Below are 24,357 nucleotides of genomic sequence, written 5' to 3'. Positions count from 1 at the left end.
ATTGTCTTTGGATTGTCGAGCAAGACGCAGTGGTTGAGTGGGCTCTATTACGCTGATTTCATCAGCTTTTACAGCCCTACTCAACTGTGCGGAGGTGGGACGACGAAATCGAATTCTAACGAATTACCGATTTCTGTCCCACTCTCTATGATGGCGCGGAGTTGATAGACGATATTTTGTTCTTTTAAGCTTTGATTTCTGGGCTAGGCATGGTATAATGAGGTTAGGGTTTAACTAGTTTTTGGGGACACAAGATGTAGTGGTGGGGCTTCTGCGCTTCTACACAAGATATGGCGTTAGCCCCCCCTAAACCTCGAGAGGGGACGGAAACAGAAGGCTTCTACATCATCATCTTTAAGATCAATAGTTAGAACCCACCTAATCCTCGATAGGGGACGGAAACTTAAACTCAGCTAAGCTAGTCTTGGTCTCGTTAAGTTAGACACCCCTAATCCTCGCGAGGGTACTGAAACTCACTACGCATTATTTTTTTAGAAAAATGGGTATGTTAGACCCCCCCCCTAATCCTCGAGAGGGTACGGAAACCGAGAGCCCTTAGTATCTTCGATTTGCTTCGCGTATGTTAGAACCCCCTAATCCTCGAGAGGGGACGGAAACTTCATAACATAAGAAGCCATATATGTTTTACCAACGTTAGCTCCCCCCAATCCTCGAGAGGGTACGGAAAATTAAATTTATTGATCATCACATCCTGCCGCTGATTCAGTTAGCCCCCCCAAAAAAATCCTCGTGAGGGTACGGAAACATAATCCCCGTTCTGATTTTTATATCGACGGTTAATGGGTTAGACCCCCCTAAACCTCGAGAGGGTACGGAAACGATAGTAGAATTTTCTATAGAATTTAACCGACTCGGTTAGAACCCCCACAATCCTCGAGAGGGGACGGAAACATAAGTTTTATAGGTTGTCATCGAATTAAAGAACTTGAGTTAGACTCTTCCACATATCTCGTAAGGGTACGGAAACGCTAGTGTTCATTATTACTCACCATCCTTTCATTAGGTTAGACCCCCCAATCCTCGCGAGGGTACGGAAACAATTTCAGATTGAACTTCGTACAAGAAATTCCTGTTAGTTAGACTCCCCCAAATCCTTGAGAGGGGACGGAAACTTTCATATATTCACCCCTTTTCTAAAAGAACTATAAGTTAGATCCCCCCTAAACCTCGCGAGGGGACGGAAACATAAGTTTTATAGGTTATCATCGAATTAAAGAACTTGAGTTAGACTCTTCCACATATCTTGTAAGGGTACGGAAACTGATCATAAGAAGCCTTGGAATTTGGGTCTACCGTGTTAGACTCCCCCTAATCCTCGCGAGGGAACGGAAACCCGACTTTCACGCTTCCAACCAATTTTGTAGTTTTTACGTTAGATTCCCTCTGAACCTCGCGAGGGGACGGAAACCCGTTTGGTGTATCGATTAAGAGGTGGTCTCCGTGCGTTAGACCCCCCTAAACCTCGAGAGGAGACGGAAACTCAAGCGCAGGCTTTTTTTCGTCCGCATTTGCTGAGTTAGAACCCCCTACATCCTCGCGAGGGGACGGAAACCCATCCACGATTAGATCACCTGTAATCCGTATGAGCTGTTAGAACCCCCCTAATCCTCGCGAGGGGACGGAAACCCGCTTGTGGCATTGTTGGTGCTGTAGTTACTTGTTTAGATCCCCCCTAATCCTCGCGCGGGGACGGAAACCAATGAGTCGTTTAAGACCAGATAATCACGATAATCTGTTAGAACCCCCAAAATCCTCGCGAGGGTACGGAAACGATTGCCTTCTCTTTATTCTCTTCAGTAATTATCTCGTTAGATACTCCCTAAACCTCGCGAGGGAACGGAAATGTATCACCGTCGACCTTGTAGTCCATGACCTGGAATGTTAGATCCCCCCTAAACCTCGCGAGGGAACGGAAACGGTCTATAAACTTTTCGACATAAGGTGTTGCTGTATCGTTAGCCCCCCTAAACCTCGAGAGGAGACGGAAACTCAAGCGCAGGCTTTTTTTCGTCCGCATTTGCTGAGTTAGAACCCCCAAAATCCTCGAGAGGGGACGGAAACGAAATCAAGTGCACTCAAATCATCAGCTCCTTTAGTTAGAACCCCCAAAATCCTCGCGAGGGTACGGAAACAAATCACAGCACCACAAGTCGTTATCAAGATTATCCTTTAGAACTCCCATAACCCTCGCGAGGGTACGGAAACGATTCACCCCACGAAATTTTGAAATAGATACCTGCTGTTAGAATCCCCTTAATCCTCGCGAGGGTACGGAAACTTGCGATTCCCATGTTTTAAAACAAACATTTTTTTAGTTAGAATCCCCCAAATCCTCGAGAGGGTACAGAGTGGCTGGGGGCTTTTTTACTTTCCCTCAGCTTCTTGCTTCGCCAAGACAGAAGGATGTTGACTGTTAAATATCGTTTTTTCAAATACTTCAAAAAATATTGACAACGCTTTCAAAATTTGATATAATAAGCTGAGTAAATAATAATCGTTCTAAAGGGCGCCATGAAATCGGTGAAAGATTCTTTTGCCTTTTTCGGGCGCTTTTGCAGTACAGAGAGGAGACCGTGTGAAGAAAGTAGAGTTACATCTATCAAAGACAAGACTAAAAGACGAAGAATTGATCAGTAAGCTTCAGGGCTTTTTGATGGCAAGCATTTCGCCAGACTTTGCGAACTTTCTCCATGAGCAGGAGACCAATCCCTACTCGATGAATCTAAGCTCCACGCGCGATGAGTCAGTGTGGGTTGTCAATTTGCTTTCAGAAGAGGCGGAACAGCAAATGCTAGCTCCTTTATTAAACTTGGAAACCATTAAGCTAGAGAGCTATGCTGAGGAAATCCTTGTCAAAAAGGTGGAAATCCACTCCCTATCCCAGAAGGCCTTGCTGGATATTTACCAAGATGATGATGCTTCCCACCTGATACGGGTGCATTTTTATACGCCAACGACCTTTAAGCGACAGGGGCGGTTTGTGCTATTTCCAGATACGCGTCTGATCTTTCAAAGTTTGATGCAAAAATACAGTCGACTGGTGGAAGGAAGAGCGGAAATCGAAGAGGAGACCCTACAGTTTTTAGCAGACCATAGCCAAATTACGAGCTATCATCTAAAAAGTCATTATTTTCCAATTCATGGACGAAAATACCCCGCCTTTGAAGGCAGGGTGACGATTCAGATAAAGGGAGCATCCACACTAAAAGCTTATGCGCAGATGCTCATAAAATTCGGTGAGTATGCCGGAGTCGGCACAAAGTGTAGCCTAGGAATGGGAGGGATGAGAATTGAAGAAAGAAAAGCTTGATTTGATTTACTGTGCCTTGTTTCACAATCTTGGCCGTATTGTCAGTCGCTCACTTGGCCAGTCTGATGATATAGACTTAGGAAAAGCATGGTTAAAGAAACAACATCCTCAGCTGGATTTGTATGAAGATAGCAGAGCAGGAAAGATCGTTAGCTTAGCAGATCGTATTGCAAGTGGTTTACCAGATGATAGAAAGGTTATGTCAGATAAACTTTTCTACCCTCAAGCAGATATTTTTAATGCTTTCAAAGAGGACAAGGGTTCTCGTTATCAGAAATTTGAAGTTCTGACAGATGATAGTGAACTCAATATTGCCAGCCACGAAGCAGCTGAAATTAGTCAAGACTGCTATGAGGAGCTACTGAATATTTTGACTGAAAAACTGCAAGAACTTCGCTTAGAGGAAAAAAGTTTGCCATCCTTTTTCAATCTTTGGCGGATTTTGTTCTCGAAAGTACCTCTACTTCCTGGTGACAAGGAGCTGGGAGATCTTTCTCTAGCAGAGCATAGTAGATTAACAGTTGCTTTTGCTACTGCGATTTTTGATTATCTGAAAAGTCAAGACCAATATACTCTACTAGATGATGAATCCAAATTTTATAGAGAATCAGCATTCTTGCTAGCTAGTTTTGATTTGTCTGGCATTCAGGACTTTATCTATAATATCGCCAGCAAAGGGGCTGCTAAGCAACTCAAGGCTCGCAGTCTTTATCTGGAATTTATGAGTGAAAATATTGTGGATAGTCTCTTGGAGAAGTTGGCTCTATCACGCGCCAATGCCCTTTATGTCGGTGGAGGCCATGCCTATTTCGTTCTACCCAATACAGAAGCTACAGTGGCAGCTTTGGAGCAATTTGAAATAGAATTTAACAGATTCCTCCTGAAGCATTTTCAGACGGGTCTTTATGTTGCATTTGGTTGGGCACCATTTGCCGCAGAGCAGATTATGAAATACCGTTATGGATTGGTTGCCAGCTATCTACAACACTATCGCGAGATTTACCAAGAAACTAGCTGGATGATTTCTGAAAAGAAAATATCTCGCTACGATGCAAATACCCTGCGAGATCTCAATAAGGGCGGTAAGCAGTCTGAACGAGAGTGTGAGATTTGCCATGCGGTTGGGGAGATTGAGATGCTGGGGATAGGTGGTGAGGATGTACAAAATCTTTGTCCTATTTGTCGTGAGCTTAGAGGTTTTGCTGCTAAAATTCATACTTTTGACGATACTGAAAATCCTGAAAGGGAAGACTATTATTATTTCCAAATTGTAGAGGGAGAAGAAGGACTGCCGATTGGCCCTGGAGCTGTATTGCTGGCTGTGGATGAAGAAAATATTTCCACCTCAGGTCGCTTATATGTGAAAAATAAATTTTCTACGAATAATGCTGCTATTCATGTCTTTATAGGAGACCGTCAGGCAGCGAATATTGAAGACTATGCAGGTCTGTCTCAAAAAGATATCGAAGGAACTGAGGGAATAGCTAAGGGAATTAAGCGGCTGGCCGTTTTGCGTTTGGATGTAGACAATCTAGGTGCAGCTTTTATGGCTGGATTTTCTAAGCAGGAAGGTGGAAGTTATAATACTCTTGCTCGCTCTGCTGTATTTTCTCAGCAGATGAGTCTTTTCTTTAAGTTTCACATTAACCAATTTGCAAAGGATAAGAATTTGACGATTATCTATGCAGGTGGTGATGATGTATTTGCGATTGGCAGCTGGCAGGATGTTATAGATTTTGCGGTGGATATTAGGCAGAAATTTATTGCTTTTACAAATGGGAAGTTAACCTTATCTGCAGGCGTTGGGCTTTATCCAGACAAAACTCCGATTCATCTGATGGCTTTGGATGCTGGACAACTTGAAGAGGCCGCCAAGGACAATGGTAAAGATAGTATTTCTCTTTTCAATGAACGGTACACTTTCAAGTTTGATGACTTTATTAATGAGATTTACAAAGGGAAATTGAAGGATATTCGGAAATATTTCTCTGGTCAGAAGGATAGGGGGATCAATTTTCTCTATCGCTTGGTTGAACTTTTGCAACTTAATGATAAAGAAATGTATAAGTCACACGGATCTTCTGATGATAGAAGGATGAATGTTGCCCGCTTAGCCTACCTATTGGCGCGAATGGAAGATGAAGCCAGCAAAGATGAGAAGGAACATTTCAGAGAATTCAAAAATGCTTTTTGGAATTGGTATAAGAGTAGCAGTAAAACACAGAGAGAAGCAGAGTTAGCTCTCATCTACTATCTATATGAAATTAGAAAGGTATAAAAAGATGGCACCGTACGAAAAAAATAAAAATAACCGAAATAACGGTGGAAAGAAATTTCAAAACAATCGTAATCAAGATAGATATGGTAATCAAAGTAATGAACAAAACTGTTTCAAGCTTGAGCCGCCTATTTTGACAGATGATTATGTCGATAAGGCGGAGAAGGTTATTCGTAAGTTGGATAATTCAGGGAAATACGAAAAAGGACCAAGTAAGGGCAAGATGAAATTCAAATTAACCAGTACACAAATTCGTAATTTAGCCGCTTTGACCAGTAATCTTTTTGACGAAAGTAAAACAAAAAATGATATTGAGGAATTAAGAGAAAAAATTTCCTATTTGAGGATTCAGTTTGTTTACCAATCTGGAAGAGAACCAGCTGTAGAAGATTTTGTTAAAAAAGCCGCTTTGTTAGAAGCATTGAAAGAAATTCAAGATATACCGAGTTTGCAGCGCTTCTGTCGGTATATGGAAGCTTTAATTGCATATTTTAAATTCAACGGAGGAAGAGATCAATGACCTATTCAAAAGTAAAAATTTCAGGAATTATTGAGCTGAAAAGCGGACTTCATATTGGGACAAGTAATGCTTTCGCAGCTATTGGTGCTACCAATAATCCTATTATCAAAGATCCCCTTACGAATCTTCCCTATATTCCAGGCTCCACTTTAAAAGGAAAAATGCGCAGCTTACTTTATCGGACAGACTATAATAACAATACAAGTGATAAGTTAAGTAAAGATAGTTTGGAAATTAGCCGTCTCTTCGGAAATTCAGAAACTTATAAAATTGGTCGCTTGGTTTTTCGAGATGCCTTTCTAAACAACAAAGAAGAGCTAGGTAAAAGAGTATCTACTTACACAGAAGTTAAGTTTGAAAATACTATCAATCGCATTACAGCTGAAGCAACTCCACGACAAGTTGAGCGAGCTATTCGTGAAAGTCAATTTGCTTTTGAGATTATCTATTCTATCCAGGAGAAAGAACTCACTGAGGTAGAAAAGGACATGGAAATTCTCAAAGCTGGTTTTGAATTGTTGGAATGGGATTACTTAGGCGGTTCTGGTAGTCGTGGCTATGGTAAAGTGTGTTTTAAAGACTTTGAGGTTAAGACTGTCTTTGGTGAATTTGATAAAGATAGGATTATAGAAGCTCTGAAGCCATATACTAAGGATGAGTCCGATGGTGGAGAAAGTGCAGAGAATCCAGATTCGGATATTAAGTAAGGAGGTCTACTATGGCCTATCAACTCTATAAATTAGATTTTAAGTCTGCGCATTTTGGCGAAGGTCATTTGGATGATTCGGTCATGACTTTCACGGCAGCCCGTCTTTACTCCGCCTTAGTGCTTGAAGCTATTAAGATGGGGGTCTTAGATAAGTTTGAAGCTTTATCTCAACAGGAGGATTTTGTGCTGACTGATGCTTTCCCCTATAATGAAGTTCCCTATCTCCCCAAGCCTATCGGCTATCCATTATTAGATAAAGTCAACCGAAGTGAAGATATTATCAAACAGCGGGAAGAAGCTAAAAAAGTAAAGAAGTTAGCTTTTATTAAGCTGGGGGATTTTGACTGCTTTCTATCTGGAAATAGTATCATCGGTGAATATCTGGCTACAAAATCAGTTAACACAAAAAACCAGCCCTTCCAAGATGGAAATCTTTATCAAGTTGCTTCAGTTCACTTTGACAAAAGCAGTCTGTATTTCATCGCCAATCAATCTGATTTGTTGGATCGTTTGTTGGAAAGTCTTCAGTTCAGTGGAATCGGAGGGAAGCGCAGCAGTGGTTACGGTGGTTTTACTCTGGATAAAACTGTTGCCCAGCCACTGGATTTTTTGGAAAAGTTAACTGTTAACCATACAGGCAAAGTCATGACTTTGACAACTTCTTTGCCAGTGGATAGTGATTTGGAAATAGCAATGAATGAGGGGCGTTACTTACTGAAAAAGGGAAGTGGATTTGCATTTAGTGAGAAAATAGAGTCTAATTATCGTAAGCAGAATCTTTACACTTTTAAGGCAGGTTCAACCTTTTCCAAAACGTATAATGGTCAAATCTGTGATGTCAGGCCAAGTAATGAGTTTCCTCATCCAGTCTGGCATTATGCTAAACCTTTATTTTATATATTGGAGGAATCCAAATGAAGACAGAATATAGGAAATTTAAGTTGACCCTGTGTACATTGGGACCAGTGCATATTGGGAGTGGTCAGCTTCGTACCGCTCGTGAGTATATTCTTGAAGGGGACGAATATTATTTTCCAGATATGACGCTGCTTTATGACGAACTTATCAAACAAGGAATTGATGAAAAATTTGAAAAATTCTTAATTGACTCGGATAATAAAACTAATCGAATAAGTGATTTTCTAGCTGAGCATGACATAACAAAACGTGATTTTGGGGGTTATAGACTTAAAGCAACAGGACTTGAAAAGCCTAAAGGAGGCTATACAGCCCGAAATCAGGAAACGACAGATCCAGGAGAAATCAATGGTGTTCATCAATTTATGAGAGATTGTTACGGTAACCCTTATATCCCGGGTAGCTCTCTTAAAGGTGCTATTCGCACTATTTTGATGAATACGCATTGGCACTCAACGAATTTTAAGCAGGAAAAAAAAGGCAAAATCGTTGAAAATAAGAAAGCGATTTCTTGGGGACCAACTAGACGACAGAGACATGAAAAAATAAAACCTTTTGATGATATTTTTAATGAAATTCGTGTCTCAGACAGTCAGCCTCTGACAAATGATGATTTAATTCTTGTTCAAAAGTGGGATTTTACTCCAGATGATACAAAGCCGCATTCACTGAGTATCTATCGTGAGGCTCTGAGACCTGGAACTAAGATGGAATTTGAAATCATTACTGCTTCAGGTTTTAAAGATGGAAGAGCCGGTGAGCTCGTTGCTTCTCTTGGAGAATATGCACAAAAATATTACTTTGGAGTGACAGAAGATGAAGCCTACGAAGGATATAAAGATTTCTTTCTAAAAAAATTTCCTAATCATTTAATTCAAAACAATTTATCCTATCCCCTCTATCTAGGTGGTGGTAGCGGTGCTTGGACCAAAACAGTATTTAGGCAAGCGGATGGCGAAGTTCAAAAACGACATAAAAAAATGTCTGGACGAGGAGCTCTAAAATTGACAAAGGCGCCTTTTTTAACCGTTGATGGTGAAATAGAATTAATTAATAATGTAGAGAATTTCTATGAAATGGGCAAAACCTATTTTACGATTATGGAGGTAGCAACAAGATGAAGACGTTGATTACATTTATCAGTCAGTATGATCCGATTGGTGTAAAATTTAAACATTCGAAAAAAAAAGATGAAACGGGGCGAGAGAAAACGAACGAATTTCGAAGAGCCTTGACTATAGAGGATATTAATAACTACGAGCAAGATGGTTATCGACAGGAAATTTCGGATGGTCCTGCACTCGTAATTATTAAAGATGAAATGCCTGACAAGCTTATTGTTATATATAGTGATGAGATGAAGGTAAAGCAGAAAAACTTTGAAGCAGCTGTTCAAGCTGTTTACGATGGAAAAGAATCTCCAGTGATACAGAATGAGCATGTAAAAGAAGGGATTCACGAATTTGATACAATGTATAAATTCGTGGAAGAAATTCTTAACAGAGAAGATATGTCACATGGAGATTATATTTTAAATGTGACGAGTGGTACTCCTCAGTGTCAGGCTGCTATGTATGCTATCAATTTTATCAAGGATTATCATACAAGACTTGCTCGGGTAGATTCTCCAAATGGTAAGAAAACAAATAGGTCTAATCAGGGCGCTCCTTATTTTGAAGAAGTTGTTTTAGATGATTTATTGAAAAAGCAAGGAGCAAAATATAGAGATGGGCGTAAACCAGAAATTGAAACAGGTGAAAAATTAAAAAACAATTTATTACAGCGGACTTATGAAGATTTCATTTTGAAGTATGAATACAAAGCAGCGTTAGATATCTTAAAGGCAAATCCCGATATTATTTCCAATGAACAAGATCAACAAAGTTCAAAAAATGTATTAGAAAACATGATTAGTGTTTTTCAAAAACAGAGAGTTCTTGAAGAGCTTGCAGTTGATGATAATTTGAAATATGATGACACAGATGAGTTTCAAAAAGTGTTAAATTATTATCTGATGATTGATATTCTAAATCGTAGAGGTCAAGTGACTGATGTGCTAGTCAAGGCAAAATCCTTTGCGGAGTTTGTTATTGGAAACTATTTATTTAGAAAGCATGAAAGGTATGTCAAAAAAACTTCCAAGGGATTCAAGGTGAATTTAGAATCACTTAATAATAATGAAATTAGTGAAATTTGCGATTATATTACTCAGGAGATTAAAAAAGTGAACCCTAAAGGGAGTTTTGGTAGAAAAAGCGACCTAATGATTCATTCGTTTAGATATCTTGTAAGTTTTTTGGAGGGAAGAAGTGCGATAGTGACTAGTACTCAAAAAGTGACAGAATTAAATAGCAGACGAAATAAAGTTGCTCATGGTCTGGCTGAAATCTCAGTGGAGCAAGAGGAATTGGACGAATTGGTGAAGGGATTGAGAGAGCTCGTCATAGCTGCATATTCTGATATAGATGCCTCTTTATATCAGAAATATTTTAATTATTATGATATAAAGAATCGAGAGTTAATCAGCTGTATTAAATAGACTCCCAACCTTCCCTAACGCCTTCCCCAATCTGATAAACCTGATAGGAAAACCAAGTCTCAAAAATAGAAAAAACACCTAGATCCTGCAGTAAGCTGCCTGCTTCTAGGTGTTTTGCTTTACTTATCAAACTGTACTTCCTCGATCAGATACTCGATAAAGCGCTCGCCCATCTTGGACAGGCTGGCTTTTTCGTGCTGGATATAGACCAGCTCGATTGGATCATCGATATCCAGAGGGATGGAGACAATATTGTCGCCGTTGAGGTTGCTGTTGAGAATACCGGTTGCAATCGTGTAGCCATCCAGACCGATCAAAAGGTTAAAGAGAGTCGCACGGTCGCTGACGACGATGGACTTTTTATGGTGCTCCTGTGAGAGAATTTCCTCAGAAAAGTAGAAGGAGTTGTGAGTCCCTTGGTCATAGCTGAGATAAGGGAAATCTTCCAAGTCTGACAGTTGTACCAGCTTTTTCTTGGCCAACGGATTGGACTTGCTGACAAAGATATGGGGCTGTGCTGTGAAGAGGTGGGTCGCAATCAGATGGCTATCATCCAGCATTTTAGAGAGGACATCACGGTTGTAGCTGTTTAGGAAGAGGACACCGATCTCGCTACGGAAGTTCTTCACGTCATCAATGATTTCCCAAGTCCGAGTTTCCCGCAGAAAGAGCTCGTATTTCTCCATATCGCTTTTTTTAAGCAGGGAGACGAAGGCATTGACCACAAAGGCATAGTGCTGGGCAGAGACGCTGAAAAGCTCGCGGTGGGCGACAGGATTTTTGTATCGCTCCTCTAGAAGCTGAGTCTGCTCAACTACCTGACGAGCATAGGAAAGAAACTCCATGCCGTCCTTGGTCAAGGTAATTCCTTTGGGATTGCGAATGAAAATCTCGATGCCCATTTCATTTTCCAAATCCCGCACAGCGTTGGACAAGCTAGGCTGGGTGATAAAAAGTTGCTTGGCAGCCTCGTTCATGCTGCCGGTCTCGACGATTTTGATAATGTAGTGTAATTGTTGAATTCTCATAGGTCTATTTTATCACAAACTGGGGATTTTTTCCTGATAAATCAGAAGTTTAGAAAATGTTTGCTTGCTAAAGTTTCCTATGCTAAAATGAAGGAAATAAGGAGGGCGATATGGCCAAAGAGGATGACTATAAAAATCGTTCGGTAGGACTACCCATCACTATTTTTATAGTATTTTTGACAATTTGCTTAATGATTCCACTTAGGAAGGTGATGATCATGTGGGGGCTTAAATCAGCTTATGAGGGACTTGGGCAAAGCAGCATATCTTCAACTGTTCGCCAAAAGTCATCAGAGGAGCTTCTGTTAGAGGAGAAAGTTGTTGATAGAGAAAACTCTCGTTTTACATGGACAACTGATGACATCATCAATCTGCAAATTAAGGATACCGCTGCTGGCCAAAACGGAGCTTCTCTGGACCAAATCCTTGAAAAGCATGGCAAAGCTTCAAGTTTTTTTTATACTGAGAGCAATGAGAATATTGAATTAAGCTATGTCAGTAAGGGTATTCAAGGTCGTCATAGTAGTTTAAGGTTGACATTTGAAAAAGATGGAGCAGGCTATCATCTCATTGGTAAGAGAGCGAACATTCTTGATGAGGCTTATCCAAGTTTGCCACAGGGAGATAGTCCCTATCTCTGGACAAAGGCTGATATTGCTGCTTTACAAGTTGGTGACGAGAGCACAGGTCATCCTGGTATGTCCTACGAAGAAATCATTCAATTATTTGGCCTACCTAGAGAATCAGAAGTTTTTATTTCGCGCTTGGACGCAGCAGATAGCCAGCAAATTGGCTTGGAACTCAAATACTTAACTTCAGATGAAGTCTATGATAATGAATGGGTTCATTTAATCTTACACCGTCAAGAAGATGGCGTCTTTCGGTTGACGACAGTTACTAGTCATATCGATAGAAGAGAAAGATAGGGAGATTGATGGTCTCCTTAGGTAGCCAAAGCAAGCAGAAAAGACGGGGAATTTGGGCTTTCTTCTGTATAAACAGACTGAAGTACATTTTGCAATCTTAACCTATTCATGATATGATGAGTTTTTAGACTGATAAGGAGTAGTTATGAAGAGACAAGAAGATTCGTTTGAAGATCTTGCTTTCGAGTTAGAAAAGCAAACCTATAAATCTAAGCTTTTGCCATTCATGGTAGTAGCTATTGTTGTATTTTCTATCATTGGAACAGTTTTTTTGACGCTTTCTCTGTCAGGAAAAAGCAAAGCCAATCAGACGCCAACTCCGTCTAGCCAGATTAGTTCGTCATCAAATAGTTTGGAAGATGAGAAAGCTGAAGCAGAACAATTCGCTAAAAGTCTTATTGTTTCTCCAGAAAAAAGCGGTCCCTTTCTTTGGACAGTTGAAAAGGCAGTCGCACTTCCCATAAACAAATACAAGGGCGGAGCCGTCTTGGAAGATGTTTTAAAGGAATTTGGGAAACCAGTTCAAGGTGGGGCCTGGATTGATTTTTTGCCAAATCATAAAGTTCAAAAACATATTCGCCTTATCTGGAAATCGAAAAATGGTAGTATGGGCTATGTATCTTTAACCTTTGCTCAATTTGATGGTGTCTATAAGCTTATTTCAAAATACTATTTTAGTCTTTCAAGTGATAAAATTCAGGTGGATAACAATCCTAAAAGATCCTTTTTATGGACGCAAGCATACATCGATAGTCTTGTTATTGGTGCTAGAGAAGGAACAGCCAAAGGTACACCATATGATGAGATTGTTTTAAAAGTCGGCTTACCTCTCTATCAGACGATTTCTGGAGACGACAATCAACTGAAGATGCGGGTTGATTATGTTAATCCAGATTCTTGGCAAAATCCAGAACAATTGAAAAGAGTTCATTTAGAATTCTACAAGCAAGGAGATGGTAGATGGCGTTTGGTGTCTAAAGAAAGTGAGTAAACTAAATCGATAAGAAAGAGGAGAAAAATGAGGAGGAGTAGCAAGAAAAAGCGTGATCTTCATTCGTTTAGAGAGATCAAAAGAGACCTTTACCGGCAACAAAAACTAAAACGAGAAGAGCTCAGAATGATGACGATGAAGGAGGAGAAAAAAAGAATTAGCTTGGCTTTTACCCTTCTTTGTTTGGCAATCTCTTTTGCTTTGTTCTTTGGCTTCTATTATTTATCGCAACAGGTTCCTAATAAAGCTGAATTGAAGTACAAATATGACGATAGGACCTCATCAGTTAGTGGAGACAGCTCGGCTAGTCAGCAAAATGATGATGAATCAAAATTGATCCAAGAACAAAAGGAACTGAAAAAGAAAATTGTTGAGGAAGATGAAGATAAGTTTGCTTTTAATTGGACGTTAGACAATTTTGTAGAGCTAAAGCGAGTTAAGGGAGGATGGGGCAATCATCCAACTTTAGAAGAAGTCATTGCGAAATACGGTAAGGCTTCAGATGTGAGTTTTGCTAAAAAAGAAGTGACACTGACTTATAAGACAAGAATTATAGATGTTCCGAGATATGGCGCGTCGGGACATCCTCAGGAAATCAGTTTGAGCTTTTATGACCCTGATTCAAATGGGAAGACCTACTATTTGATAAATAAAAGTGCAGTATATTTAGATGACAGTAGATATCTTCCAGCGACAAAAGATGAATTTGTCTTTAAGTGGAAATCAGAAGATATGGATACATTAAAAATAGGTGATTGGCGGTATGGCAAAGGCGGGATGACTTATCAAGAGGTTGTTGAGCGTTTTGGATTGCCTTCACATACAAATATTTCGGGAAGTGATACAGATTATAGTCCGTTAACATTGCAAGTGAATTATATTAATATTCGTCGTTCAAATACAGAACGGAAAAGTGACAGGGTGTCCTTGAATTTTAGAAGACAGGAGGATGGCAGTTTTTGTTTGGCAGATGTAACAAGCGAATTTGACAAGAGCTGGTAAGACTGTAATTCCTTGGAGAAAATTTGAAAGTTCTAATGTTTTTTCTATCTTGACAATCCTTATCGCTAACGATATAATGTTTACAATTTAACCTTTAATCAAGTCCAGTGAGGCTGCAAGGTAGGAAAAACGGTATAAGAGGCAATTTGACTGCCTTGTTTTTTGCGAAACCTTGCTGCGGCGAGGTTTTTTCTTGTAGAAAGTGAGGTTGTCATGGTTAGTGACAGTTGTAAAAAGAGATTTGGCAAGATTATGCTGGAGCAAATGGAGCTGCTGGAGCAGGTAGAAATTGCGCCTCAGATTTTTTCGATGCGCCTGAAAGGCCAGATGGTGAGCCAGATGCAGGTCGGGCAATTCCTGCATATTCGAGTGCCAGATGATAGCAAGTTGCTGCGGCGGCCGATTTCCATATCGGAGATTGATCGGGAGCAGCAAATCTGCCGGATTATTTATCGGGTCGAAGGTGGCGGGACGGCCATTTTCTCTCAGCTTTCTGTCGGTAGCTATCTTGATGTCATGGGGCCTCAGGGCAATGGTTTTGATTTGTCTCCAGTAGAAAAGGGAGACAAAGTCTTGATCATTGGTGGTGGTATCGGTGTGCCTCCTCTCTTGCAAACAGCGAAAGAACTGTATGCTAAGGGTGCCCAGGTTACAGCAGTATTAGGCTTTGCTAATCAATCTGCGGTTATTTTGGAAGAAGAATTTCGTGAGTGCAGTCAGTTGTTTATCACTACAGATGATGGGACTTATGGTCAAAAAGGCTATGTATCAACCATTGTCGATGAGCTGACAGAAGATTTTGCTGCGGTCTATTCTTGTGGAGCGCCCGGTATGCTCCAGTATGTGGATCGGAAATTTCATAACCATCCCCATGCCTATCTATCGATGGAGTCTCGCATGGCTTGTGGCATGGGCGCCTGCTATGCCTGCGTCGTTCATGTAGCAGGTCAGGATGAAGCGGTCAATAAGCGGGTTTGTGAAGACGGTCCAGTTTTTGAGACTGGGACTATCGTGCTTTAGGAGGATAAGGAAATGACTGAAAATCGTTTGAAAATTTCTCTGCCAGGCTTAGAGCTGAAAAATCCAATCATTCCAGCTTCAGGTTGTTTTGGTTTCGGTCAAGAATATGCCAAATACTATGACTTGGATCTACTGGGCTCTATCATGATCAAGGCGACGACGCAACATCCTCGCTTTGGCAATCCAACGCCCCGTGTGGCTGAAACGCCAGCTGGCATGCTCAATGCTATCGGCCTCCAAAATCCAGGTGTCAATGCAGTTGTGGCTGAAAAACTTCCTTGGTTGGCTCAGCACTATCCAGATTTGCCAATTATTGCTAATGTGGCTGGTTTTTCCAATGAAGAATATGCTTATGTATCTGGAAAAATCTCTCAAGCTCCCAATGTCAAGGCGATTGAGCTCAATATTTCCTGCCCCAATGTGGACCATGGCAATGCGGGGCTTTTAATTGGACAAGTCCCTGAGCTAGCCTATGAAGCGGTAAAAGCAGCAGTTGCTGCCTCTCAAGTTCCAGTCTATGTCAAATTGACTCCTAGTGTAGCAGACATTACCCAAGTGGCCAAGGCGGCAGAAGATGCGGGTGCGAGCGGTCTGACCATGATCAATACCTTGGTGGGAATGCGTTTCGATCTGAAAACGAAGCGGCCGATCATTGCTAATGGAACAGGTGGCATGTCTGGTCCAGCTGTCTTTCCTGTGGCGCTCAAGCTGATTCGTCAGGTCGCTCAGTTCACCAAACTACCAATCATTGGCATGGGGGGAGTTGACTCGGCAGAGGCAGCGCTGGAGATGTTTATCGCTGGTGCATCAGCTATCGGCGTCGGAACAGCGAATTTTACCGATCCGTATGCCTGTCCTAACATTATAGAAAACTTGCCGCAAGTTATGGATAAATACGGCATTGAAAGCTTAGAAAGCTTGAGGAAAGAAGTCAGAGAAAATTTACTTTAAGCTTGATTTTCTCTTGACAAACTTCCCAGTAAATTATAGAATGTTTAAGATAAAACCTTTAAAGAAGTCCAGAGAGGCTCTAAGGCGCATACGTTTAAAATGGCAGATTTTGCCACATTTTCGTGTAACCTTGCTCTCGGGCAAGGTTTTTTCTATGATTGTAATCATCTTTATAGTAAGTAACAAGCAAGGAGAAGAACCGTATGCGTGAAGAACGTCCTATTATCGCCCTAGACTTTCCATCTTTTGATGATGTCAAAAACTTTCTGGAGCATTTCCCTGAAGATGAAAAACTGTACGTCAAAATCGGCATGGAATTCTTTTATGCCATCGGTCCAGAAATTGTGCATTATCTGAAAGGCTTGGGACATAGTATTTTCCTCGATTTGAAATTGCACGACATTCCTAATACCGTGCGTTCAGCTATGTCTGTCTTGGGAACATTTGGGGTTGACATGGTGACGGTTCATGCGGCTGGCGGCGTTGAGATGATGCGGGAGGCTAAAAAGGTCCTCGGTGACAATGCGAAGCTAGTAGCGGTGACCCAGTTGACTTCGACCAGCGAAGAAGATATGCGCGACTGCCAAAATATCCAAACAACCGTGCAGGAATCGGTTGTCAATTATGCCAGAAAAGCCAAGGAAGCTGGGCTGGATGGGGTTGTTTGCTCGGCCTTGGAAGTTGAGCTCATCAAGGCAGCCACGGCGGACGATTTTCTTTGCGTGACACCGGGTATCCGGCCGGCCGGTGCTGAAATCGGTGACCAAAAGCGGGTCATGACACCGCAGGAAGCCCACCAGATTGGCAGCAATTATATTGTGGTTGGTCGTCCGATTATTCAGGCTGAAAATCCTTGGGACGCCTATCACGAAATTAAGAAACAGTGGAACAGCTAAGTAAGAATTTTAAATTAAACGAATAACAGATGTATAAGGAGTGAAAAATGACTTTAGCCAACGATATTGCACGTGACTTGTTGAAAATCAAAGCGGTTTACTTGAAACCAGAGGAGCCTTTTACTTGGGCTTCTGGGATTAAATCACCGATTTACACAGATAACCGAGTGACTTTGGCCTACCCAGAAACTCGGACCTTGATCGAAAATGGCTTTGTCGAAAAAATTCGTGCGGAATTTCCTGATGTGGAAGTGATTGCGGGAACGGCAACGGCGGGTATTCCTCACGGGGCTATCATTGCCGACAAGATGAATCTGCCTTTTGCTTATATCCGCAGCAAACCAAAAGATCACGGAGCGGGCAATCAGATTGAAGGCCGAGTGGCTCCTGGTCAAAAGATGGTTGTGATTGAAGATTTGATTTCCACTGGTGGCTCTGTCTTGGATGCTATTGAGGCAGCTAAGCGTGAAGGAGCAGATGTAATCGGTGCTGCAGCTATCTTCACCTACGAATTGCCAAAGGCGGATAAGAACTTTGCGGATGCAGGCGTGAAGTTGGTGACTTTATCAAACTACACAGAACTTATCCACTTGGCTGAGCAAGAAGGCTATATCAATGCAGAAGGATTGACTTTGCTGAAGAAGTTTAAAGACGATCAAGAAAACTGGCAAAATTAAGAAGGTACGAGGAGGCGGGACTAGCATGTTCCTGTCTCTTTTTTAGGATTTACTTGGCCTCTGCCCACTTTTTAAAATAGCAAAAAGTGCCTGATTTTGTTATAATAAAGCCATGTCTAAGATTTATCATATCACTTTTTTGATTCTACAAAAAATCATGCTGGTATTGAGTCTTCATTGGCTGTTTACAGCTATTTTTCATGTGTCGCAGTTGAGCAGTTTGGCTCTGATTTTGTTTGGAGTCTTGGCAATCCTAGCGAATCGCTATCGGTTTCAGCTTAAAAAGTCTTATCATTTTCTAATGAGGCACAAGCTTGCCATTGCTTTAGCAGCTCTCCTTTTTCAGCTCATCATGCTCCTATCGGCTGAGCTTTTGATTCGACGGGATGCAGCGGTGGTTTTCACAGGGGCTTTTAAGTACCTGAAGGAGTCCTCTATTTCCAGCTACCTGACGCGCAATCCTAATAATCTGCCCCTCTTTCTCTATGAGCGTTTCTTCTTTAATCTCTTTGGCGAAGCAGCGCTCTGGATTATGCAGGGACTCAATCTTTTTTACGTCAATATTGCGTCTTGGATCCTCTACAAAGGCTGTCAGCGATACTTTTCGCAGGCTACGGCAGATGCGGTTTTTAGCCTTTATGTGGCCTTGGTCGGATTTTCGCCTTACTATATGTCTATGTACACGGACATCCCTCCCTTGCCTTTGATTAGTCTACAGATTTTTCTGGCTCTGAGTCTGTTGGAAAATAAGGGGAATAGTCGCCAAATCATTGCTAGAAGTCTTATATTAGGGATTCTGACCAGTCTTGCCTTTTTGATTCGTCCGACAGTGATGATTTTGTTGATTGCTGTTTTTGGAGTTTTGTTCTTGAGACAAAACTGGCAAAAGTTTTTCTTGACTGCTGCGGTCTTTGCTCTAAGCTTTTCAGCAGGCTACCTTCCACTTCATTATAGTCTGGCTCACCAGACAGAAGTGCCGATCATCCAAGGCCAAGGGCTGGCCAAAGGGCCACTGCTTTTCATCAATCTGGGCCTAACCAATATCGGTCACGATCAGGAAGACATGAAGGAAGGGCTCTTGCAATACGTCGAACCTGACAAGCGAGCTGACTACAATAACGGCATGTTTGCAAGGGAAAATGTCATCAAAGAAATCAAGCGCCGTTTGAAAGAATACACTCCGCTGACCTTTCTACAACACCTGTATTATAAACACTCTTTGACAGTTGCTGAAGGAAACTTGGGTTGGCTCTATCGCAGTGTTGAAAATGAAAAGACACCTTATATTTCACCGCTTTATGAGTTCACAAAAGACAATGCATTCGCCCAGTTTATCCGTGACTTTTTCCTCAATTCTGATAAGGATAGTTTTCGATTTTATTCGCTGCTCAAGCAGGCAGTTTGGATTGTCATGGCTTTGGGGCTGGTCTTTGCCCTTTGGAAATACCGACCAAATGATTCCTTGAATTTCTTGATCTTGGCAGTTTTCGGTGGTCTCCTCTTTCTGCAAATTTTCGAAGGAGGCAAGACGCGTTATCTGATTCAGTTTTTGCCACAGATTTTGATTTTGTCAGTTGTGGGATTGACTCAATATCCGCTCGACTTGACTCGCATGAAATTTTGGGAAAAGAAGGTCTAACTAGACTTGTCAGCTTAGTTGCCCATAGGTATGGAATGTAAAATAAAAAGGAGACAGATATGCAGCATTCAGCTTGGCACGCTTTGATTAAGGAGCAGCTGCCGGAAGGTTATTTTGCAAAAATCAATCATTTTTTAGACCAAGTTTACGCTTCTGGGACCATTTACCCACCTCGGGAAAAAGTTTTTAATGCGATTCAGACGACGGATTTAGCGGATGTTAAGGTGGTTATTTTAGGGCAGGATCCCTACCACGGACCGAGACAGGCACAGGGCTTGAGTTTTTCGGTTCCTGATAACATTCCAGCTCCGCCTTCTTTGCAGAATATTCTCAAAGAACTGGCTGATGATATCGGAGTGAAAGAGTCGCATGATTTGACTTCCTGGGCTCAGCAGGGTGTTCTCTTGCTCAATGCTGGTCTGACAGTGCCTGCTGGCCAGGCCAATGCGCATGCCGGCTTAATATGGGAACCTTTTACTGATGCTATTATCAAAGTAGTCAATGAAAAGTCTGATCCAGTTGTCTTTATCCTCTGGGGTTCTTACGCCCGCAAGAAAAAAGCCTTGATTAGTAATTCCCAACATTTGATTATCGAGTCAGCTCACCCAAGTCCGCTGTCTGCGTATCGTGGCTTCTTTGGCAGCAAACCTTTTTCTCGTACCAATGATTTCTTAGTGGCTAAGGGCTTGGAGCCAATCGATTGGTTAGCTTAGGAGGTAGTATGGTTCAGTTAGCAACGATTTGTTATATCGATAATGGTCGGGAGTTTCTCATGCTGCACCGCAACAAAAAGCCCAACGACGTTCATGCTGGGAAATGGATTGGTGTCGGTGGCAAGCTAGAGCGAGGAGAAACCCCACAGGAATGCGCAGCACGTGAGATTCTAGAGGAAACTGGTCTCAAGGCCAAGCCTGTCCTAAAAGGTGTTATTACTTTTCCAGAATTCACTCCCGACTTGGACTGGTACACCTATGTTTTCAAGGTGACGGAGTTTGAGGGAGAGTTGATTGATTGCAATGAAGGGACGCTGGAATGGGTGCCTTACGATCAGGTGCTTTCAAAGCCTACTTGGGAAGGAGATCATACCTTTGTTGAATGGCTGCTGGAGGATAAGCCCTTCTTTTCAGCCAAATTTGTTTATGATGGTGATAAACTGCTCGACACGCAGGTCGATTTTTACGAATAAAGGAGATAGAAAATGCTACTAATCAAGAATGGCCGTGTTATGGACCCTAAGTCAGGTCTGGATCAAGTGTGCGATGTGCTGGTGGAGGGCAAGAAAATTGTCAAAATTGGCCAAAATCTGGAAGCGGCTGATGCCCAAGTCCTAGATGCTAGTGGTTTGGTCGTTGCACCCGGTCTGGTCGACATTCACGTTCATTTCCGGGAGCCAGGTCAGACTCATAAGGAAGACATTCATACGGGGGCTTTGGCAGCAGCAGCGGGTGGCTTTACGACTGTTGTTATGATGGCCAATACCAATCCGACCATTTCTACAGTTGAAACCCTGCAGGAAGTGCTGGTGTCAGCCAGTCGTGAAAATATCCATATCAAGTCGGTCGCGACGATTACAGAGAATTTTGATGGGCAGCATCTGACAGATTTTCAGGGTCTCTTGGCAGCTGGTGCAGTAGGTTTTTCTGATGACGGTATTCCGCTGACTAATGCTGGCATTGTCCGTCAAGCTCTCGTGGAAGCGCGCAAAAACGATACTTTTATTAGCTTGCACGAGGAAGATCCTAATCTCAACGGCATCCTCGGCTTCAATGAGCATATCGCTAAAGAGCATTTTCATATCTGTGGCGCGACAGGTGTGGCCGAATATAGCATGATTGCCCGCGATGTCATGATTGCTTATGATGCCAAGGCTCATGTCCATATTCAGCATTTGTCCAAGGCTGAGAGTGTCAAGGTTGTCGAGTTTGCCCAAAAACTAGGCGCTCAAGTCACCGCTGAAGCAGCACCTCAGCACTTCTCTAAGACAGAAGCTCTGCTATTGACCAAGGGCAGCAATGCTAAGATGAATCCGCCTCTGCGCTTAGAATCGGACCGTCTGGCCGTTATCGAAGGGCTCAAGTCTGGTGTTATTTCTGTCATTGCAACGGACCATGCTCCACATCACGCTGATGAGAAAAATGTAGAAGATATCACTAAAGCGCCTTCTGGTATGACTGGTCTTGAGACCTCGCTTTCTCTAGGTCTGACCTACTTGGTAGAGGCTGACCATCTGAGCTTGATGGAACTTTTGGAAAAAATGACTCTTAATCCGGCTAGTCTCTATGATTTTAATGCTGGTTTTCTGGCCGAAGAAGGCCCAGCGGACATCACTATTTTTGATCCTAAAGCTGACCGTCTGGTTTCCGACCAATTTGCCTCCAAGGCAGCCAATTCACCTTTTGTTGGCGAAGAGCTGAAAGGGCAAGTCAAATATACCATCTGCGATGGGGAAATCGTCTTCCAAGCCTAAGCAGACATTCATAGAAACTCAACGTTCCATTTCATTTTGGAACGTTTTTCGTATTAAGAAGAAGGATTCCTTGAAAAGGCATTCCCTTTTTACAGAAAAAACAGTATAATAGTAGAAAAAACATAGACTGGAGCTTTTATTTATGAAAAAGAAGCATCTTATTTTACCTGTTTTGTCGACGGTTCTGTTGGCACCTGCCTTTTTGGACCATCAAGTTGCTGCGGATGAGGTTCAGCCAGCAACTGCTGCAGCAAATGTGAGTGACTCAGCTCAAAAACCAGCTGAAACAGATTTGGCACAAGCAGGTGGAGTTTCTGCCGATGAAGCTAGCGTAAATGCGGCCATCGCAGCTAATGCTCAAGATGTATCAGGAGCATCTGACGCAAGCTTGCCTGAAGCTACCATTCTTCATACAAACGATGTGCATGGTCGTATCGTCGAAGAAAAAGGTGTTATCGGAGATGCCAAACTTGCAACAGTTATCAAGGAAGAACGCGCGAAAAATCCTCAAACGCTGGTCGTAGATGCAGGAGATGCTTTCCAAGGTCTGCCAATTTCTAACAGCTCCAAAGGGGAAGAACGCGCGAAGATCCTCAATGAAATCGGCTATGATGCTATGGCGGTCGGAAACCATGAATTTGACTTTGGTTTGGATGAAGCCAAAAAATACAAAGAAATCCTCAATTTCCCACTTCTCAGCGCTAATACCTATGCCAACAATGCTCGTGTCTTCCAAGCGTCAACCATTGTGGACAAGGATAAGAATGTAGAAGGTGATGAATTTGTCGTGATCGGGGTGACCACTCCTGAGACAGCTACAAAAACTCACCCAAAAAATATTCAAGGTGTGACTTTCGCGGATCCAATCACAGAGGTTAACCGCGTGATTGACGAAGTTGAAGCGCGTGCAGCAGCTGAAGGCAAGACTTACAAAAACTATGTCGTTCTGGCTCACTTGGGTGTGGATACGACGACACCAGTTGAATGGCGCGGTTCTACCTTGGCTGAAGCACTTTCTAAAAATGCCAAACTGAAGGGCAAGCGGGTTACAGTGATTGACGGCCATTCTCACACAGTAGAGTCCACTACTTACGGTGAAAATGTGACTTACAACCAGACTGGTAGTTATTTGCACAATATCGGTAAAGTTACTTTCAAGGCCAACCAACTTCTGGGCAATCCTCAGCAAATCCCAGCTGCAACAGCTAAAAAAGCGACTCCAGATCCAGTTGTAGCAGAGATGGTTAAGAAGATTAAGGAAAAATACGATGCAGAAAATGCCAAGGTAATCGTGGCGAATAGCCCTGTGGAGCTTAATGGCGACCGTGAAAATGTTCGCGTTCGAGAAACCAATCTGGGGAATGTGGTAGCAGATGCCCTTTACAAATATGGCCAAACAGGCTTTGCCAACAAAACAGACTTGGCTGTGACCAACGGTGGTGGCCTACGGGAAACGATTGCCAAGGACAAGCCAATCACTAAGGGAAATGTCATCGCTGTATTGCCTTTTGGAAATACCATTTCTCAAATCAAGGTAACAGGTCAGAATATCGCAGATATGTTTGCCAAATCTTTAGGCTCGATCCTACAAGAAAAAGATGGAAAACCTGTCTTGGATGAAAACGGCCAACCATTGCTAGAGCCAAGTGGTGGTTTCTTGCAAGTTTCTGGTGCTAAAGTTTACTATGATACAACTCTGCCAGCAGAGAAACGGATTCTCCGCATTGAAATCAAAAACAAAGAAACAGGTGCTTATGAAGCTCTTGACTTGGCTAAGACCTATTACCTGACAACCAATGACTTCCTAGCAGCTGGTGGTGATGGTTATACCATGCTGGGTGGTGCGCGTGAGGAAGGTCCATCTATGGACGTGGCCTTTGCAGAATATCTGGAAAGTGCAGATTTGACAGCCTATGCAGCAATCAATCCAAATTCTCGCACGATTTCGATGTCTGCTAGCAAGGATACAGATGGAGATGGTTACACAGATATCGAGGAGATCCAGCAGGGTACTGATCCAAAAGATGCGACTTCTAAGCCTGGACAAAGCAATCCAGCAAACCCAAGCAACCCAGCAAATCCTACCAATCCAACTAATCCAACAGTTCCAACAACACCAAGCAATCCAGTAGTTCCTAGCCAACCTAATCATCCAGTTGTGCCAGAGACAAAACCACAAGAACAACCTTCTGTTGAGAAGCCAAATACAGTTCAGCCAGCAGCAAATAAGGCAACTTATCAAGCTCCAGCACAGGTCCGTCCGACAGAAGTAGCAAGCAAACAAGGAACTCTTCCGAAAACAGGAAGCAAGAATCCTATCCTTCTTTCTCTCTTTGGACTGGTTCTGGGAACCCTAGGTGTATCAAGCCTGAAAAAAACTCAAAAAGATTAAAAAAAATGAGGCTGGGACAAAAGTCCTAGCCTCTCAATTGTTTTTGGATTGTCGAGCAAGACGCAGTGGTTGA

Annotated in this window: 21 protein-coding genes; 19 read left to right on the top strand and 2 right to left on the bottom strand. The window is 42.2% G+C overall.

The window, feature by feature from the left end; translation table 11 throughout:
- The first annotated feature begins 2,596 nt into the window (after positions 1 to 2,596).
- The 7 genes from cas6 to csm6 all read left to right on the top strand — a co-directional run bounded on the left by cas6 (position 2,597) and on the right by csm6 (position 10,295).
- Positions 2,597 to 3,331, top strand: coding sequence for a CRISPR-associated endoribonuclease Cas6 (cas6, locus tag A0765_RS08555; protein ID WP_062006033.1), 735 nt, complete (start codon positions 2,597 to 2,599; stop codon positions 3,329 to 3,331).
- Positions 3,312 to 5,609, top strand: a complete 2,298-nt coding sequence (gene cas10, locus A0765_RS08550) for a type III-A CRISPR-associated protein Cas10/Csm1 (protein ID WP_062006031.1) — start codon at positions 3,312 to 3,314, stop codon at positions 5,607 to 5,609. The genes cas6 and cas10 overlap by 20 nt, the downstream gene beginning before the upstream one ends.
- A gap of 130 nt (positions 5,610 to 5,739) precedes the next feature.
- Positions 5,740 to 6,129, top strand: coding sequence for a type III-A CRISPR-associated protein Csm2 (gene csm2, locus A0765_RS08545; RefSeq protein ID WP_062006035.1), 390 nt, complete (start codon positions 5,740 to 5,742; stop codon positions 6,127 to 6,129).
- Positions 6,126 to 6,836: a type III-A CRISPR-associated RAMP protein Csm3 gene (gene csm3, locus A0765_RS08540; RefSeq protein WP_015604603.1), complete on the top strand. Its 711-nt coding sequence runs from the start codon at positions 6,126 to 6,128 to the stop codon at positions 6,834 to 6,836. Before csm2 ends, csm3 begins: the two co-directional genes overlap by 4 nt.
- 11 nt (positions 6,837 to 6,847) lie before the next feature.
- Positions 6,848 to 7,756 carry a type III-A CRISPR-associated RAMP protein Csm4 gene (csm4, locus tag A0765_RS08535; protein ID WP_062006029.1) on the top strand — a complete coding sequence of 303 codons (909 nt, stop codon included), beginning with the start codon at positions 6,848 to 6,850 and terminating at the stop codon, positions 7,754 to 7,756.
- Positions 7,753 to 8,877 carry a type III-A CRISPR-associated RAMP protein Csm5 gene (csm5, locus tag A0765_RS08530; protein ID WP_062006027.1) on the top strand — a complete coding sequence of 375 codons (1,125 nt, stop codon included), beginning with the start codon at positions 7,753 to 7,755 and terminating at the stop codon, positions 8,875 to 8,877. Before csm4 ends, csm5 begins: the two co-directional genes overlap by 4 nt.
- Entirely contained in the window at positions 8,874 to 10,295 is a 1,422-nt protein-coding gene (csm6, locus tag A0765_RS08525) for a type III-A CRISPR-associated CARF protein Csm6 (protein WP_062006025.1), read from the top strand. The genes csm5 and csm6 overlap by 4 nt, the downstream gene beginning before the upstream one ends.
- Here csm6 and A0765_RS10480 read toward each other — a convergent pair.
- Positions 10,288 to 10,425, bottom strand: coding sequence for a hypothetical protein (locus tag A0765_RS10480; protein ID WP_179856158.1), 138 nt, complete (start codon positions 10,423 to 10,425; stop codon positions 10,288 to 10,290). The genes csm6 and A0765_RS10480 overlap by 8 nt on opposite strands.
- Positions 10,415 to 11,323, bottom strand: coding sequence for a LysR family transcriptional regulator (locus tag A0765_RS08520; RefSeq protein WP_005589634.1), 909 nt, complete (start codon positions 11,321 to 11,323; stop codon positions 10,415 to 10,417). The genes A0765_RS10480 and A0765_RS08520 overlap by 11 nt, the downstream gene beginning before the upstream one ends.
- A gap of 110 nt (positions 11,324 to 11,433) precedes the next feature.
- On the opposite strand from A0765_RS08520, the gene A0765_RS08515 reads away from it, so the two are divergent.
- From A0765_RS08515 to nt5e, 12 genes are all read left to right on the top strand, one after another.
- Positions 11,434 to 12,249, top strand: coding sequence for a hypothetical protein (locus A0765_RS08515; protein ID WP_062006024.1), 816 nt, complete (start codon positions 11,434 to 11,436; stop codon positions 12,247 to 12,249).
- Between the two features lie 145 nt (positions 12,250 to 12,394).
- Positions 12,395 to 13,240 carry a hypothetical protein gene (locus tag A0765_RS08510; protein WP_062006022.1) on the top strand — a complete coding sequence of 282 codons (846 nt, stop codon included), beginning with the start codon at positions 12,395 to 12,397 and terminating at the stop codon, positions 13,238 to 13,240.
- A gap of 27 nt (positions 13,241 to 13,267) precedes the next feature.
- Positions 13,268 to 14,242, top strand: coding sequence for a hypothetical protein (locus A0765_RS08505; RefSeq protein WP_062006020.1), 975 nt, complete (start codon positions 13,268 to 13,270; stop codon positions 14,240 to 14,242).
- 213 nt (positions 14,243 to 14,455) lie between these two features.
- Positions 14,456 to 15,262 carry a dihydroorotate dehydrogenase electron transfer subunit gene (locus A0765_RS08500; RefSeq protein WP_062006018.1) on the top strand — a complete coding sequence of 269 codons (807 nt, stop codon included), beginning with the start codon at positions 14,456 to 14,458 and terminating at the stop codon, positions 15,260 to 15,262.
- Positions 15,263 to 15,274: 12 nt separating this feature from the next.
- Positions 15,275 to 16,213: a dihydroorotate dehydrogenase gene (locus tag A0765_RS08495; protein WP_062006016.1), complete on the top strand. Its 939-nt coding sequence runs from the start codon at positions 15,275 to 15,277 to the stop codon at positions 16,211 to 16,213.
- Between the two features lie 203 nt (positions 16,214 to 16,416).
- Complete coding sequence (gene pyrF / locus A0765_RS08490; RefSeq protein ID WP_062006014.1) at positions 16,417 to 17,109, top strand: orotidine-5'-phosphate decarboxylase; 693 nt, start codon at positions 16,417 to 16,419, stop codon at positions 17,107 to 17,109.
- 47 nt (positions 17,110 to 17,156) lie between these two features.
- The gene (gene pyrE / locus A0765_RS08485) at positions 17,157 to 17,786 is read left to right on the top strand and encodes an orotate phosphoribosyltransferase (RefSeq protein WP_062006012.1); all 630 of its coding nucleotides are present in this window, start codon (positions 17,157 to 17,159) and stop codon (positions 17,784 to 17,786) included.
- A gap of 112 nt (positions 17,787 to 17,898) precedes the next feature.
- Complete coding sequence (locus A0765_RS08480) at positions 17,899 to 19,425, top strand: glycosyltransferase-like membrane protein (protein WP_062006011.1); 1,527 nt, start codon at positions 17,899 to 17,901, stop codon at positions 19,423 to 19,425.
- 59 nt (positions 19,426 to 19,484) lie between these two features.
- Positions 19,485 to 20,138, top strand: coding sequence for a uracil-DNA glycosylase (locus A0765_RS08475; protein WP_062006009.1), 654 nt, complete (start codon positions 19,485 to 19,487; stop codon positions 20,136 to 20,138).
- A gap of 8 nt (positions 20,139 to 20,146) precedes the next feature.
- Positions 20,147 to 20,611: an NUDIX hydrolase gene (locus tag A0765_RS08470; RefSeq protein ID WP_002904550.1), complete on the top strand. Its 465-nt coding sequence runs from the start codon at positions 20,147 to 20,149 to the stop codon at positions 20,609 to 20,611.
- A 12-nt stretch (positions 20,612 to 20,623) separates the two neighbouring features.
- Positions 20,624 to 21,892 carry a dihydroorotase gene (locus A0765_RS08465; RefSeq protein WP_062006007.1) on the top strand — a complete coding sequence of 423 codons (1,269 nt, stop codon included), beginning with the start codon at positions 20,624 to 20,626 and terminating at the stop codon, positions 21,890 to 21,892.
- A gap of 142 nt (positions 21,893 to 22,034) precedes the next feature.
- Entirely contained in the window at positions 22,035 to 24,284 is a 2,250-nt protein-coding gene (gene nt5e / locus A0765_RS08460; RefSeq protein ID WP_062006005.1) for a cell surface ecto-5'-nucleotidase Nt5e, read from the top strand.
- Positions 24,285 to 24,357: the final 73 nt, after the last annotated feature.

The sequence above is a fragment of the Streptococcus cristatus genome (assembly GCF_001588905.1).
Taxonomy (GTDB): domain Bacteria; phylum Bacillota; class Bacilli; order Lactobacillales; family Streptococcaceae; genus Streptococcus; species Streptococcus cristatus_N.
This window is presented reverse-complemented; position numbering and strand designations above follow the sequence as displayed.